Annotated in this window: 15 protein-coding genes; 2 read left to right on the plus strand and 13 right to left on the minus strand. The window is 48.5% G+C overall.

Annotated features, from left to right (window positions below; translation table 11 throughout):
* Positions 1-21: 21 nt before the first annotated feature.
* The 6 genes from KB186_RS18085 to KB186_RS18110 form a co-directional block, all read right to left on the minus strand.
* The gene (locus KB186_RS18085; protein WP_221868861.1) at positions 22-1,956 is read right to left on the minus strand and encodes a SpoIID/LytB domain-containing protein; all 1,935 of its coding nucleotides are present in this window, start codon (positions 1,954-1,956) and stop codon (positions 22-24) included.
* Positions 1,957-2,116: 160 nt separating this feature from the next.
* The gene (locus KB186_RS18090) at positions 2,117-2,335 is read right to left on the minus strand and encodes a DUF2905 domain-containing protein (protein ID WP_232774106.1); all 219 of its coding nucleotides are present in this window, start codon (positions 2,333-2,335) and stop codon (positions 2,117-2,119) included.
* The gene (gene ruvB, locus KB186_RS18095) at positions 2,332-3,330 is read right to left on the minus strand and encodes a Holliday junction branch migration DNA helicase RuvB (RefSeq protein ID WP_012685582.1); all 999 of its coding nucleotides are present in this window, start codon (positions 3,328-3,330) and stop codon (positions 2,332-2,334) included. The genes KB186_RS18090 and ruvB overlap by 4 nt, the downstream gene beginning before the upstream one ends.
* A 4-nt stretch (positions 3,331-3,334) precedes the next feature.
* A complete protein-coding gene (gene ruvA, locus KB186_RS18100; RefSeq protein ID WP_047072771.1) occupies positions 3,335-3,952 on the minus strand; it encodes a Holliday junction branch migration protein RuvA in 618 nt (205 codons plus the stop codon).
* Positions 3,949-4,449, minus strand: a complete 501-nt coding sequence (gene ruvC, locus KB186_RS18105; protein ID WP_232774107.1) for a crossover junction endodeoxyribonuclease RuvC — start codon at positions 4,447-4,449, stop codon at positions 3,949-3,951. The genes ruvA and ruvC overlap by 4 nt, the downstream gene beginning before the upstream one ends.
* A 143-nt stretch (positions 4,450-4,592) precedes the next feature.
* On the minus strand, positions 4,593-4,784 hold the full coding sequence (locus tag KB186_RS18110; RefSeq protein ID WP_173608458.1) for a hypothetical protein: 192 nt from the start codon (positions 4,782-4,784) through the stop codon (positions 4,593-4,595).
* Between the two features lie 132 nt (positions 4,785-4,916).
* Here KB186_RS18110 and KB186_RS18115 point away from each other — a divergent pair, with 132 nt between their 5' ends.
* On the plus strand, positions 4,917-6,002 hold the full coding sequence (locus tag KB186_RS18115) for a hypothetical protein (protein WP_232774108.1): 1,086 nt from the start codon (positions 4,917-4,919) through the stop codon (positions 6,000-6,002).
* Positions 6,003-6,087: 85 nt separating this feature from the next.
* On the opposite strand, the gene KB186_RS18120 is transcribed toward KB186_RS18115, so the two are convergent.
* Positions 6,088-6,660 carry a BofC C-terminal domain-containing protein gene (locus KB186_RS18120; RefSeq protein ID WP_173608460.1) on the minus strand — a complete coding sequence of 191 codons (573 nt, stop codon included), beginning with the start codon at positions 6,658-6,660 and terminating at the stop codon, positions 6,088-6,090.
* A 214-nt stretch (positions 6,661-6,874) separates the two neighbouring features.
* On the opposite strand from KB186_RS18120, the gene KB186_RS18125 reads away from it, so the two are divergent.
* Entirely contained in the window at positions 6,875-8,863 is a 1,989-nt protein-coding gene (locus tag KB186_RS18125; RefSeq protein WP_232774109.1) for a bifunctional 2',3'-cyclic-nucleotide 2'-phosphodiesterase/3'-nucleotidase, read from the plus strand.
* A gap of 55 nt (positions 8,864-8,918) precedes the next feature.
* Here KB186_RS18125 and KB186_RS18130 read toward each other — a convergent pair whose 3' ends face one another.
* The 6 genes from KB186_RS18130 to KB186_RS18155 form a co-directional block, all read right to left on the minus strand.
* On the minus strand, positions 8,919-9,947 hold the full coding sequence (locus tag KB186_RS18130) for a phosphotransferase (protein ID WP_173608462.1): 1,029 nt from the start codon (positions 9,945-9,947) through the stop codon (positions 8,919-8,921).
* Between the two features lie 11 nt (positions 9,948-9,958).
* A complete protein-coding gene (locus tag KB186_RS28375; RefSeq protein WP_304502619.1) occupies positions 9,959-11,563 on the minus strand; it encodes a LysM peptidoglycan-binding domain-containing protein in 1,605 nt (534 codons plus the stop codon).
* 115 nt (positions 11,564-11,678) lie between these two features.
* A complete protein-coding gene (gene pheA / locus KB186_RS18140) occupies positions 11,679-12,542 on the minus strand; it encodes a prephenate dehydratase (protein ID WP_088906742.1) in 864 nt (287 codons plus the stop codon).
* A gap of 22 nt (positions 12,543-12,564) precedes the next feature.
* Positions 12,565-13,494, minus strand: coding sequence for a homoserine kinase (gene thrB / locus KB186_RS18145; RefSeq protein ID WP_173608464.1), 930 nt, complete (start codon positions 13,492-13,494; stop codon positions 12,565-12,567).
* Positions 13,491-14,573: a threonine synthase gene (gene thrC, locus KB186_RS18150; protein ID WP_173608465.1), complete on the minus strand. Its 1,083-nt coding sequence runs from the start codon at positions 14,571-14,573 to the stop codon at positions 13,491-13,493. Before thrC ends, thrB begins: the two co-directional genes overlap by 4 nt.
* The gene (locus KB186_RS18155; protein ID WP_173608466.1) at positions 14,573-15,874 is read right to left on the minus strand and encodes a homoserine dehydrogenase; all 1,302 of its coding nucleotides are present in this window, start codon (positions 15,872-15,874) and stop codon (positions 14,573-14,575) included. Before KB186_RS18155 ends, thrC begins: the two co-directional genes overlap by 1 nt.
* Positions 15,875-15,884 lie beyond the last annotated feature (10 nt).

Below are 15,884 nucleotides of genomic sequence, written 5' to 3' on the forward strand. Positions count from 1 at the left end.
GTAGATCTTGTGGCAAACGACTTACTTTTCGATTGTCACATCCTGGTAGTAGTGTTGCAAGATATCCTTGTAGTCATACCCTTCCTCTGCCATCGCACGTGCTCCGTATTGCGAAACACCAAGTCCGTGTCCAAAGCCAGTACCACGGAAGATGAACTGCGAACCATTGATTTTTTCTACTTCAAACTTCGTGCTGCGCAGAGGGGAGCCACCTTGTTGAAAAACAGAACGCAAAGCATCCGGTGAAGAGACGACGATTGGCATCCCGTTTGCTTCCATCGCGATCACACGTCCAGATGGACCGCGCTCTGTCACTTTCAGGCTCGTTACGTTTCCCGAAATGCGTGGAGCTTTGTTCTTGTCATGCGCGGCGTTGATCATGGCTGCGATCTCTGTAGAGGTAAATGGACCGCGCGTCCACGAATACGCATTTTCTTCTTTTACTTCTGAAAGGATCGTAACCTCTGCGCCAGTAGGGAGTACAGACAACACACGTTGTGTCGTTGTACTTGGACCTGAGCGCAAATTGGTATTCTCGGTCGAAATGACCGCGATTCTTTGGCCCGCTGAATTGCTTTGGCCCGTTTCGGTTACCAGATCATTTCTTACATAGCCGAGCGTGCCATCTGCTAAAGCCACCTTATACCATACGCTTGCATTGTCCATTGGATAGGTGTCTTTACTCTCGACAGATCGCAAATAAGGAACGGGATTGCCCCATACTTCTGTGCCGTCCGCTGTCATACCGCCTGCATTGGAATAGAAGAGCGACTCAGCAGGTTTGCCTTGGTAGTAAATGATTTCGCCTTCAGTCTCGTCGACGGCCTCACGCACATCATCAGACTCTTTTGTATAACCATAATATGCCTGTTCGAAAACCGTATCAGACACATTGGCAACTCCATACTTATTGCCTTGCCACACAGCACGAGTTCTCGAAAGGACGGCCTGCGTTTTCAATGCTTCCAACGGCCAGCCTGGAGCCATTTCAGAGCCAACGACACCATACAGATACTCTTCCATTGGAAGCTCATTTACTAGTGTCAAGTGACCATTGTATTCCGACAGTTCCATCTCACCGCGATATGTACGCTGCTCTCGTTCCACAACGCCTATCACCGATTCATCGCCTGCTTTATTCGCTTCAACTGTCAGCTTAACTTGAGGGGAGAAAACGTACTTCCAAATCACTTCATCTGGTGATCCGTATACATCCTGCTTCAATATAACATAAGATTGGCTGTCTGGCTCCTGATAGGAGAAAGAGGGAAATGCAGCGTTTGCTCTTCGTTTCAATTCTTTCACGGCATCAGGGCTAACCTCGTCACCGATCCAAACCGCATATTTGACTTTATCCCCATCGGATACCATCACGGGGTAAGCAGGAATACCTGCTGCTTCAAATGACGCTTGCCATTCTTGTGCTTCCTTTAAGCTTTTGAATGTACCCGCTTCGAGTCGATGCGGACCTTTTACCAGCGGATTCTGCCCGATTGCTTGGGCAACTGTTTTTGCCTGATTTGCAGCAGCCTGATACGTGTCATACGTTCCGCTTACAACCTGATAGACGGTCTGACCGTTACGATTAGCCACCTGGATTGAGCCTTCGTATTTTCGTTGACTCATTTGCTGTGCAATCTGTTGTGCGCGATTCCAGTCACCTGTTTCGGCAACGATCAGATGATATTCATCAACCCGGTAACGAGCTGCATCTCCCTTTAATTCGGGTAAATCTGTCTTGCCTTCGGGTCCATTGAGCACGACATCCATTCCATTTTCGGCAGTCAGCGTAATGGAAGGAACTACTCCCCGATAGCCTTGCCCTGTATCCACAAAAAGCGCAACTCTGATATTGTCGCCGGCTGCCTGCGCTGGTACATGTCCTCCTACGAGAACTACTGACAGCAGGCCCACCGAAAGGACTTTCCCCATCCATTTCTTTCTCATGTCGTCCATTGTCCTTTCTTCACCTGATTTACAACAAAAATTGGCATGTCTTCCCACTGTTTTTCGACAATCGCAGGCTGATCTCCTGCCTTTTTCGTAAAATGGGACCAAACGCCCGCACGCAAAAAAACCACCGGAACAATGAGCTCCGATGGTCTTCACATTTCCCCTATTTGAACAGCCGGAATAAATACATACCAAGAAACAGGACGATGCTAATCACAATACAAGTCACGATCGGAAAGTAGAACTTGACGTTTTCCTTTTCTACCACGATATCTCCGGGCAAGCGCCCCAGCGGCAAAAATCTGCCACCTACCTGCCACAAAAGACCGATTACGATTAAAGCAGCACCACCAATAATGAGTAGCTTGGCTACAGGATTCACGATTTCATCTCCCGACCAAAGTGTTGGTACGCACTTGGGGTAAGAACCCGCCCCCGCGGCGTCCGCTGCATAAAGCCAATCTGCATGAGGTATGGCTCGCAAACATCTTCCACCGTTTGTGACTCTTCTCCGATTGTTGCTGCAATCGTATCCAGTCCAACCGGTCCACCGTCAAAGCGATCAATAATCGCTAGCAACAGCTTGTGGTCGATATGATCGAGACCGCAGGCATCCACTTGCAATCTTTCCAGCGCTTCCTTGGCAATCTCTGTCGTAATGACGCCTTCGCCTTTTACCTGGGCAAAATCGCGGACCCGCTTCAGCAAACGGTTTGCCACCCGGGGTGTTCCACGTGAACGTCTGGCAATCTCCTCTGCCCCGCCCTCTCGAATGACGACCTGCAGGATGTCGGCTGCCCGTGAAACGATAAAGGTCAGTTCCGGGACTGTATAAAACTCCAGGCGATTAACGACCCCAAAGCGATCTCTAAGCGGCGCGGACAGCATGCCAGCCCGCGTCGTAGCCCCGACCAGTGTAAATGGCGGCAAATCCAAACGGACACTGCGAGCACTTGGCCCTTTACCGATAATGATGTCCAGCGCAAAATCCTCCATAGCCGGATACAAAACTTCCTCGACACTTCGGTTGAGCCTGTGAATCTCGTCAATAAACAGGACGTCGCCTTCTTGCAAATTCGTCAAAATCGCGGCTAAATCACCGGGGCGCTCAATTGCCGGACCAGACGTCGTTCGGATATTCACACCCAGCTCATTTGCAATAATTTGCGACAAAGTCGTCTTCCCTAGTCCAGGCGGACCGTACAGCAGTACGTGATCCAATGACTCTTTCCGCATCTTGGCCGCTTCAATAAAGATTTTCAAGTTTTCCTTCACATGCTGCTGACCGATGTATTCGTTTAAATAACGAGGACGGAGGCTCAGCTCCGCCGCATCTTCTTCCCAATTCATATGCGTCGTGATGATCCGAGAATCCAAAATCCTACCCCCTCATGAGCAACGCAAGCCCTTGTTTGATGAGCTTTTCTACACCATCGCCCTCTTTTGATTTCTCAGACAGCGTGTTTCTGATTTTTTGCAGTTCACCATCAGAGTAACCCAGTGCAGTCAACGCATCGAGTGCTTCGTTCAGTGCAGACACAGCTTGTTCGCCTGCTGTCAAATCACCCGCTGCAACAGTCAAAATCGCAGATGGTGTGTACCCTACCAATTTATCCTTCAAATCGAGGATAATGCGCTGGGCCGTCTTTTTCCCAATCCCCGGAAATTTCGTCAAATAGGTAACATTCTCCTGTTGAACCGCCATCACCAGCTGCTCAGGCGTCGCCGCAGCCAGAATAGCTAATCCACCCTTTGGACCGATTCCGCTAACATCAAGCAGTTTGCGGAACAAATCGCGTTCGTCACGGGTAGCGAAGCCATACAACAAGATGGCATCCTCCCGAACGTGATGGTGGGTAAACAATTTGGTTTTGCTGCCTTCATACCGAACGAACTGGTACGGGTTTGGGCAAAACAGTCGATAACCAATTCCGCCGGTTTCGAGAACTATGTATTCCGAATCGAGATAACTAAGTGTACCTTCTACAAAATCAATCATTTCTTGACCCCTTCCGAAATGGAAATGAACGCGCGAAACTGTGCGTGCGTAATCGCAATGCCCAATGCGTCCGCCACGTCGTCAGGCTTTGGCACTTCTTTTAACCGCAATAGGAGCTTCGTCATTTCCTGTATTTGTCTCTTCTCTGCTCCCCCGTATCCAGTCACAGCTTGCTTGACCTGCATCGGGGTGTATTCATAGACCGGCACACCAGCCAGCTCTGCCGCAAGCAAAATAACTCCTCGGGCTTGACCAACTGTAAATGCCGTCGTCACGTTTTTATTAAAGAAAAGCTTTTCGACAGACATTTCATCGGGACGATATGTTTCCAGAAGGCTCTGCATTGCCTCAAAAATCTGTTTTAATCTAAGCGGCACTGGCAATCCTGCTTCTGTCTGAATGCTTCCATATTGGACGGGACGCAATTGGCTGCCCTCTTTATCCACAACCCCGAAGCCAACAATCGCAATGCCAGGGTCAATTCCTAAAATGCGCATAGTCCACTCTCCGTGAGCAAAGATTCTACTCTCTACTGTAACACAAAGCACCCAAAAAGCGAACGTGTATTTCCATTTTGTATCGAAGTTCAAAATATATAAAAACCCGCTCCCTATAAAAGGAACGGGTTATACGGCGTCTGTTAGTGTCTGTTCATTCCGAGTGAATCCGACACATCATGCTGCATGTGGGCATATTCGTCTACACCACTCTGCATGTGCTCTTTGATCTTGTTGATCTGTTGGTAATTGAGCTTGTTGTGTCCTTGGTTCAACTGAACGTACAAACGCTGATGGAACTGGTCTTTGTAGCTACCTCTAGGCATGGTAGACATGGTCTAAAGACTCCTCCTTCGATCACCGTATGAAATCAGTATGGCGTAAGCGCAAGGGCGTTATGATACCAAGATTTACGCCACATGAGCCAAACCTATTGTTGAAACGATAAGTTGTGGAGGTGTTGGTTCTTGCGCAGCAAAGTCCTTATTTTTTGTATATGCTTTTTCGCAATCGCTCTATCCATGCCGCACTCTACGCTTGCCAAAGTCAAGAATGACATCACGGTCACCGTTTCAGTGTCACCCGATTCCTCCTTCCAAACGACCATGTCCTTCCGTGATCAAAAGCAATTTGCGAAGCGGATATTGAGTTCTGCTACCGAAGTCGCCTCCTATAACCCGCACTGGGTACGTGCTACATTGACCGTAAAAAAACGAACGTATGTATATGATCACGACGGCCAGCTTTATGAAAAAAAAATGCCTCGTCGCTATGTGTTGGCACACGATGTTCGCCAGCGGATCGAAGAAATGGTCAAGTCAGTAGAGGCAGTCCATTTTGCACAAGCCATTCCTTGGGAGCAGGTGAAAAAAACGTTAAAGCGGATGGAGTTCGGTACCGTAATTGATTTAGAAACAGGACTACGTTTTGATGTCCAGCGCAGAGCAGGTAGTCGCCATGCCGATGTTCAACCCTTGACGCGCAAGGATACACAAATCATGAAGAACATTTATCAGGGAAAATGGTCATGGAAGCGCAGAGCCATTCTGGTAGAGGTAGACGGTACTTATTTTGCAGCATCCATGCACGGAATGCCTCATGGTGATGGTGCGATTAAAGGAAATGAATTTCCGGGGCATTTTTGCATCCACTTTTTTGGCAGTTCTACCCATCGACGCTCAGAGCCCGATCCTAGTCACAGCATGATGATTCTCAAAGCCTCGGGAGCACTTGCCACTACACTAAAAGGGGCGTCGCCTGAAGAATTAGTCGGCTACTTCCTCACCGCTTTGCATGAACATGACACTCATGCGATGCGAATGACAACAGACGGCTTCACACTTCCAGAAGGACTGTCCGCGATCGAGTCTGTGCGAACCTCTGAAATTGTCATCCCTTCAGACGAACGTGGTCCTCTCTTGCTAGAGGTTCCTGTTCGGCTCGCGTACATCGCCCGTGAAGGCGGGAATTTTCGACGAACATGGAAGTTTCTTTTGCGCCGCGAAGTCCCGGGGGAACGCTGGCAAATCATAGGGGTTGAACTGAATCCATAGCAATGAAAATAAAAATCCCTTTCCAGTACAATCCGTGTTTGTTACACGAAAGGCTCGAAAGGGATTTCTTTTGGTCCACCTGTTTTCATTGGCCACTCCATTGGTATTCGCCATAGGTGGACAATACACTGTTATACTCTGCCAAATTCCGAATGCGAATCCCTCGTTTCAGATTCTCCCATTCCTCTTTTGGCAGACTCGCTTCCATTTTCGCAGTATCGATTCGATAAAAAGTTTGCACGACATCTTGTTCAGCAGGCAGACCATGAAACAGGGTAAGCATGCCGTCCGCAGCTATTCCGATATGTCCATTCTCTTTGCACGCTGGCGCAATATCCTGCTCTCGCTTCATTAAGGTCAACTTGACAGGTTCTGCTTGTACAATTTCCCATCCACTATAGTTGCCCATGACGTCTGCCAGTTGATTGGTACGAACGGATACATGCTCTTCATCTCGCACCCCACACAAATAATGGCGAGCTAAAACCAACTCGTACGACGGACTCGCAACTACATCTGCATTGCCTGTATGGTTTAGTAAACGCGCAAGACTTGAATCGTTTCCGTCATTACCCACGAACAGGATACCGACTACGACGCCTGTAGCTAAAGCTACACCCCACGTCGCGTATACCATCCACTTTTTGTTCTCAGTCACTTAGAACCCCTTCTTCATAGGCTTTTCTTCCTATCATTGCCACAAAGAAACAGGGACATACGCGACTAAAGAGGGATTGACGTTATATTTTTTTATTTTTGTCAATACAAAAAATTAACATACTATTTCATCTCGCCATCTATCCAGCCTTTGAATCTAATGATAAACTATTTTTGCTTGGCATTATTGTAAACTTATGGAGGTCATTTCAAACATGAAAAAAACGAACAAAAAAATGCTGACCGCTTTTCTCCTCAGCACTTCTTTGATTGTTGGCGCACTCTCTTTTCCTCTTACTCCTGTAAGCGCGCAAACAGGTTCTGTCCTCAAGCTTCGCCTGCTGGAAACGACAGATATCCACACCAACATCGTTAACTATGACTACTACCAAGACAAAAACACAGACGAGTTTGGCCTCGCAAAAACAGCGACATTGGTCAAAAAAGCAAGAGAAGAAGCGAAAAACAGCATCCTGATCGACAACGGTGACTTGTTGCAAGGAAACCCATTGGGCGACTACGTGGCAAAAATCGACCCGTTGAAAGCTGGAGATACTCACCCTGCTTACAAAGCAATGAACCTGATGGACTATGATGTTGCCAATATCGGTAACCACGAGTTCAACTTTGGTTTGGAGTTCTTGGACACCAGCTTGAAAGGTGCGAAATTCCCTTACATAAACTCCAACGTCTATGTAGACGACAAGGACAAAAACCCTGACAATGACAAAAACATGTTCACTCCTTACGAAATCCTGGAGCGTACTTTTAAAGATGAGAACGGCAAAGATGTAAAACTCAAAGTAGGTGTAATCGGTTTTGTTCCACCACAAATTATGCAATGGGACAAGGCTAACCTAGAAGGAAAAGTAATCGCGAAGGACATCGTGGAAACTGCCAACAAATTCGTACCTGAAATGAAGAAAAAAGGTGCGGATATCATCATCGCAGTTCCTCACTCCGGAATTGGCCCTATCGAGGGTGGTCCTCAATTGGAGAACGCTAGCTACCAGCTGAGCAAAGTAGATGGCATCGATGCGATTCTGTTCGGACACTCCCACTCCGTATTCCCAGGCCCTGGATTCGATAAAATTCCAGGCATTGATGCAGAAAAAGGAACGCTCAACGGTAAACCAGCCGTTATGCCTGGCTTCTGGGGTAACCACCTCGGCGTGATCGACCTTACGCTGAAACAAGAAAACGGAAAATGGAAAGTGGCTGATTCTGCTACAAAAGTAGTTCCGATCTATGACAAAGCAAACAAAGCATCCTTGGCTGACGCAGACAAAGCTATCGTAGAAGCAGTAAAAGAAGATCACGATAAAACGGTTGAATGGGTTCGCTCCGCTGTAGGGAAAACATCTTCCCCGATCTTCAGCTACTTTGCACTCGTACAAGATGACCCATCTATCCAAATCGTAACCAATGCACAAAAATGGTTCGTTGAGAAAAACGTGAAGGGTACAGAATACGAAGGCATTCCAGTTCTGTCTGCTGGTGCACCATTTAAAGCAGGCGGCCGCAACGGAGTAAGCTACTACTCCAATATCCCAGCTGGTACAATCGCCATCAAAAACGTATCTGACCTGTACATCTACCCGAACACACTGAAAGCGGTTCTGGTTGATGGAGCTACGGTGAAAGAATGGTTGGAGCGCTCCGCTGGACAGTTCAACCAAATCGATGCGAAGAAAACAGATGAGCAACCACTCATCAACGAGTCTTTCCCAACGTACAACTTTGATGTCATCGACGGTGTTACTTATCAAATCGATGTTACACAGCCATCCAAATACGCTGTAGATGGAAAAGTAGCAAACAAAGATGCAAGCCGCATCAAAAACCTGTCTTATAACGGCAAACCAGTAAAACCTGAAGACAAATTCATCGTCGTAACCAACAACTACCGTGCAAGCGGCGGCGGTGCGTTCCCGGGTCTGGATGGCAAAAACATCGTAATCGATTCTCCAGATGAAAACCGTCAAATCGTAATCGACTACATCCTGAACCAAAAAAATATCGACCCAGCAGCAGACAACAACTGGTCTTTTGCTCCAGTAGATGCGAAGCTGAATGTTACCTTCACTTCTTCTCCTGACGCGAAACCATTCGCTGAAAAATTGTCCAATATCAAGTTCATCAACGTATTGGAATCCGGATTTGCGAAATTCTCGATTGATTTGTCCAAGCCTGCTTCCAAGTAAGCTTGCCAACAACACAAACATCCCTCTTACGAGAGGGATGTTTTATTTTATCCGACTATCCAACAAAATGGTAATGCCCCCACGGAGAGCGCGAGAAAATTCGTTCTCCGTCGTTTAAAAAGCGTTGGCGATTCGCCATCACTTTGCCTTCCATCTGGATCAGTTGCATGACACCCCGCATGTGGTAACCTGGGCGCTGACTATACAAGCCCGTTACCTCCCGCAAGAAATTATCCGGATAACGAAGCAATTGATGAACAGCCCAAATCTGCGTATCAGATAAATAGTTGACATTACTATAGGCTTCCATCGCTTCCACAAAGGAATCCATGCGGTACTCTTGCATCAATAGCATCCGCGACATCAATTGTACAAGGTCAACAAGCTGAAGATCATGACCTACTGTATCAAGGTCAATCAAATAGCAATTGCCTCGCTCCGTAAGCAAAAAGTTATGACTCGCCACGTCTCTGTGCGCGAGCGTCCCCCTCTCCATGGCTAAAAACATTTCTGGCGTCAGAGGCAGTTTGTAGGCAGATTCCAGGAGCTCCTTGCCATCCCGAAGGACATGATCTGCCTGTTGGGAAATGAGTTGCTCCAGTTTGCTCTGGGGTCCCTTCTGTTCAATCGACCACATCAAACGCTCAAAGTATTCCAAGCGGCTCTCCCATTTATCTAAAAGAGGCGGTTTTCCTTCATACGCATAGGAATGAGCAATAGGAAAACCCTGAGCTGCGACATGAAAACGTGCCAATGTCTCTGCTGTTTTTTTAACATCGAAAAGAGAAGCGTTATCTGCTTCATGCCCATCAATCATTTTCATAATGGTGTAATGGCGGTCTTCAAATGCAAAAATTTTGGTCCCTTCCTGATTCGCCACATATTGCACCGTATGATGAAAGCCCTTCTGATGTAGTGCATCTGCTAACTCTGTCACCCACACAGCTTTTTCGACCTGCTTATATCCTTTGAGTATCCAATGCCCCCGGTCTGTTTTTAACAGGTTGACGTTTCGCTTCGGCTTCACCCCGTAGATTTGACAGCGAAAAGCCTTTTCAATGGTAGATAAGATTCCTTTGTTCATCCCATACCCTCTCAGTAAGAAGAGGATTCTTCATGCCCATCTCCCCAGTTCGGCCAAACCCCTTGTTCAGGCATGGAAGCCATACACGGGGAAGGCGGGAACATCATGTTATTGTGAATCCCCTGTGGAGAACGATTGTACTTGCCTTTTCGGCCTCTGTACTCCCGGACTTCAGAAGAACACTCACATGATGATGACTCAACTGGTTCCGGGCACACAGGCTTCTTCGCTCGTGGCCGCTTTAATGGCATGGGTGGAAATGGTGGTGGGCATGGATAAGGAAACGGCATCGGTCTGATGTGTGGTGGGAAGATTGGAAATGGATTGATTGGTCGAATTTGTTCTGGACTTACAATCGGTCGATTTGGTACAAACGGGCTAATCCACGGTGGGCAAGGCGGAAATGGTGGGAATGGTGGCATGAACGACGGTGGGAATGGCGGGAATGGGCGCACCTGTGGCATTGGCCTGCGCTCTTGCTCCGGACTTACCCTCGTCGATGGCTTCAGCTTCTGTTGCGGGCTTACTTTTGAAGGTGGCTTGTGCTGCTGTTGTGGGCTCACCTTTGAAGACGGCTTCTGCGGCCGTAACGGACTCACCCTTGGGGGTGGATAGTTTGGCTGCATTGGTTGCAACGGACTTACCCGTGGTGGATAGTTTGGTTGCATTGGTTGCAATGGACTTACCCGTGGTGGATAGTTTGGTTGCATTGGTTGCAACGGACTTACCCGTGGCGGTGGGTAGTTTGGCTGCATCGGTTGCAATGGACTTACCCGTGGTTGCGGATAATTCGGCTGTGGGCAAGGTGGGCATATATTTGCTGGCGGTCGTGTAGGCTGTAAGGGCAAGACCTGGGTCGGTGGTCTATATGGAATGTAGGGCACATTTTGATTCGGTGGAATCGCCGGTGGATAAATATACGGGCTCACTCTGGTTGGAGGTGGAGTCGGTATAAGTGGGCGTATAGGCACAGGCGGAACCGGAGGCTGCACATCTGGATTCCCTGAAATGTTCGGTGGTTTATACGGTGTTGGTTTCTCAATCGGTTTCTCAATCGGTTTCTCAATCGGTTTTTCACTTGGCGTCTCGATTGGTTTTTCGATCGGCTCCGTTGGCTTTGGAATCGGCTGTGTTGGTGGTGGAGGTGGTAATGTTGGTGGTGCCGTTGGCCTGACTACCTCTGGGGACACAGAAGGAACTGGTGGTCTTGGCATTTCTTTGGGAGGTCTAGGCATCTCTTTGGGTGGTCTCGTAGGAATGGGAGCCGGCGGTAGAGTAGGTCTGGTCTCCTCCCTGGATTCGATTTCCACTTCTCCTGATTCTTCCGGCTCAATTGGCCGCCTTTCAATTTCTTGCGGTACCTCCATCTCTTCCTCTTCCGTAATCGGTCTTTCTTTCACGTAAGGGGCCGCCTCACTCATTGGATGCGGGGGTGTCGTTCTTTGCGATGGTCGGACAGGAACTTGTTTCGCCGGAATCTTGATTCTCGCTCCAGGATAAATTGTATCGGGAGTTTTTAATTGACTATTAAGGCGTAACAGTTCTTTGTAATCGACGCCATATCTTTTGGCGATCTTCCACATCGTATCGCCTTTTTGGACGATGTGTATTCTCAATGTTTTTCTCCTCCCTTGCACCAAACTCCCTAACATCGTATGCAGTCATGGGCGTTTTGCTCCTTGACGCCATTCCTTTGTTGGGAGAGAGCAGAAAAAGAAAAAACCAATCCCTCTAGGAATTGGTCTGATGCATATAAAATGGATATGTCCCGAGCTGACGAACTTGACAGCCAATGGCTTCAATCTCCGCAAACGCCCCTGGCAACAAGACGTCGTCCATCTTCTGCTCAATGTCGATGACAAAATAATAGCTTCCGAGTGCTTTCTTCGTCGGACGTGATTCGATGCGAGACAAGTTGACCTTTCTCCACGCAAAAGCAGCAAGCACTTGATACAATGCTCCCGGGAAATCTTCTGGCAGCGTGACCAGTATCGTCGTCTTTTCCTTGCGGGAAACCGGCAGATCAAGACTTTCCAGACCGACGAGAACAAATCGCGTGTAGTTATTCGAATAATCTTGAATTTGTTCACGCGCAAACTCCAATGGATAGATCTCTACATTTAATCGAGTACCTACAGCAGCCCACGGCTCTTCTGGATGCTCACTCACCATTTTTGCAGCCAATGCCGTACTGTTTACCGTTTCGATCGCTGCTTCCGGCAAATTCTCACGCAAAAAGTTGTGACTTTGCGCAATCGCTTGAGGATGTGACAGCACTCTCGTAATCGCGGACAATGGCAATGGATGCTCTCGTTTTGCCACCAGCAAGTTTTGCGTAATGGGCAGTGCAAGCTCCGCCAAAATGGGCAAATCTACTTCGTGAATGAGCCAATCCAGTGTAGAATTGACCGTTCCTTCAATGGAGTTTTCCATCGGTACGACACCGTATGCCACTTCCTTTTTGGAAACAGCGTCTAGTACTTCAATAATACTTGGGTACGGAACGAAAGATAGCTTTTGTCCGAGCGACAAGATACGCGCTGCTTCTTCGGTAAACGTTCCACGCGGTCCTAGAAAAGCAAGTTTCTTCTCCATGGCTACTCCTATCCACTATGGTCTATCTCTGATGGATTTCTACCTGTACGCCATTTTCGTCCGGTTGCAAGATCATCACGCGGTACGAGATGTCGTGCCCTTTCATCACTCTGTCCACAAATGCACGTAGCTTCTCTAATTCTTCATCCGAAGAGAAGAAACAGAGGATCGTCGGTCCAGCGCCGCTCAAAGCAGCCCCGAGTGCCCCGTGTTCAGTCGCTTTGTCCAGGATTTCGTTCAAGCCAGGTACAAGCTTTGCTCGATACGGCTGATGCAGCCGATCCGACATTGCCCGTCCCATCAGGTCGAGTCTGCCTTGTGCCAGTGCAGCAACTAGCAAACTACTATGACCCACATTATATACAACATCCTCTTTGCTGTACACCTGTGGCAAGACGTTCCGCGCTTTTTCTGTCGAGAGCATGAATTCTGGGATCACGACGAGAGTTTGCAATCCGGCCGGGGCAGAAAATCGCACATAAGGAACGGGGTCTCCTGGTACTTCCGGCATTGTTGCAACAATAATACCACCAAACATCGAAGCTCCGGCATTATCCGGATGCCCTTCCAGGCGGGTTGCCTTTTCAAACAATTGCTCACGCGTAAACGGTTCGCCAGCGAGATGGTTGGCCGCTACGAGTGCACCTACAATCGCAGCCGCACTGCTCCCCAATCCTCTTGTCAGGGGGGCATCACTGGAAGCACGGATCGCGAGCTCAGGAATGGCGAGACCTGCTTCTTGAAACAATCCCGCCGCAACTTTGTACAGAAGATTGTTTTTGTCCGTCGGTGTTCCTTGCAGCTCCTTGCCCATCATCTCTACTGTCGTATGATCACTGATTTCCATTTCTACAACAGAATACAACTGGAAGGCCATTCCCAGCGCATCGAATCCCGGTCCCAGATTCGCTGTCGATGCCGGTATGGTTACTTTTACACGCCGTCCATTCATGATACAAATTCTCTCCCGCTTTGACGAACCAGCTCCATCACAGCTTCATGTGTCGCCGGAACTGAACGCGGCTCTTCACCTACCAGCTTCAAAGCAATATTTGGATCTTTTAGTCCGTTTCCAGTCAACACGCACACGATCTGGCTGCCAGGTTGAAGCCTTCCAGCCTCATGCAGTTTGATAATACCAGCCAGCGATGCTGCCGAGGCAGGCTCACAAAACACGCCTTCACTCTTCGCCAGCAAATGATAGGCATGCAAAATCTCTTCGTCCGTTACACTATCGACAAGACCACTTGATTTCGAAATGGCATTCAAAGCGCCATCCTTGCTCGCCGGGTTGCCAATGCGAATCGCTGTCGCAATCGTTTCCGGGTTGGCTACGGGTTCGCCATGAACCAACGGCGCTGCTCCTGCTGCCTGGAATCCGTACATCTTTGGTAAGCGACTCGATTTTTTGGCTGCGAAATATTCCTCGAAGCCCTTCCAGTATGCTGTAATGTTACCTGCGTTACCAACCGGAATAGCCAAAATGTCAGGTGCGTCCGTCAGCGCATCGCACACTTCAAATGCCGCAGTCTTTTGTCCTTCGATCCGGTAAGGGTTCACGGAATTCACGAGTGTAATCGGCTCTTTCGCTGTAATTTCGCGAACGATATCGAGCGCTTCATCAAAATTACCGTCAATCGCGATGACTTCTGCACCATAAGCGATGGCCTGTGCCAGCTTGCCCAGTGCGATATTGCCGTTCGGGATCAGGACGATGCAACGCAAACCTGAGCGTGCCGCATACGCCGCAGCTGCTGCTGATGTATTCCCTGTCGAAGCACACATGATTGTGTTGCTTCCCTCTTCTACCGCTTTGGCTACAGCCATGACCATGCCTCTATCTTTAAAAGAGCCGGTCGGATTGAGCCCCTCGTACTTGACGTACAGCTCTACCCCCAATTGTTTGGACAGGTTCGGAGCATGGATCAGGGGTGTATTTCCTTCATGCAAGCTGACCAGCGGAGTTTTTTCTGTGATCGGGAGAAATTCCCGGTAACGTGCCAGAATGCCAGACTGTCGATTAGAACCCATTATTTGTCTCCCCCTTCTACACGGTAGCAGCTCTGCACAGTTGATACGATATCCATCTGTTCCATGTAAGCCAGTACCGCATCCATGTCACTTTTTGAGGACAGGTGTGTAATCATGATTATCTCCGCTTCACGTCCGTTGTTGAACGGTTGCTGGATGACCTGCTCGAGGGAAATATTTTTGTCAGCCAACAGCTGCGTAATTTGAGCAAGAACACCGCGTTTATCTGCAACTACGATGCGCAGGAAGTATTTAGAGAATTTTTCGCTGTCTTCTTTCAGCACTTTTTCTTTGTATGGAGCAACCATTCCGCGTCCATTCACTCCTAGCTTTCTGTTTTTGACGACAGTGACCAGGTCAGACACAACGGCGGTAGCAGTCGGTAATTCACCTGCGCCCGGCCCGTAAAACATGGTTTCTCCTACCGCTTCCCCATGTACGTACACGGCATTAAAGACACCATTTACGGAAGCGAGTGGATGAGATTTCGGAACCAGAGTCGGCTGCACACTTACCTCAATCGCCTCTTCGTCACGACGAGCCAGTCCGAGCAGTTTGATTTCATAACCCAGTTGCTTGCCATAGGCGATATCTTCCTTGCTCACGGAACTGATCCCTTTTACGTCTACATCTTCGAGCTTCATCGGTACACGGAAGCCCAGCGTTGCCAGAATCGCCATTTTGCGGGCGGCATCAAAGCCTTCCACGTCGGAGGTTGGGTCCTGCTCCGCATAGCCCAGTGCTTGCGCTTCTTTCAATACCTCGCTGTATTCTGCGCCCTCTTTGCTCATTTTGGTCATGATGTAATTGGTCGTTCCGTTGACAATCCCCATCATTTTCTCGATACGGTCTGAGGAGAACCCTTCTACTAACGCACGCAAGATCGGTATACCACCTGCCACACTCGCCTCGTAGAAAACGTCACAGCCCTTTTCTTGCGCTTTCTCTAAAATTTCGGCTCCGTGCAACGCCATCAGATCTTTGTTGGCTGTTACTACGTGCTTGCCTCGTTCGAGTGCACCCAAAATGTATTCCTTTGCAGGGTGAATGCCGCCAATCACTTCTACGATGACTTCAATTTCTGGATCATCCAAAAGGCTAGCAGGATCAGTGGTCAGCGCGCTCTCCATGGATGGAATATTACGAGATTTTTCCGCATCCTGAACTAGAATACGGGAAACCTCAATACTGAGGCCAGTTTGCTTTTGTAAATCCTCCTGATGGGCTTGGATAATGCGTACGACACCAGTCCCGACTGTTCCAAAACCCATTAACCCCAATTTAATGCTCTGCTTCTCCATGTCTCTCTCC

Source organism: Brevibacillus sp. AF8, from assembly GCF_021270385.1.
Classification (GTDB): Bacteria; Bacillota; Bacilli; order Brevibacillales; family Brevibacillaceae; genus Brevibacillus.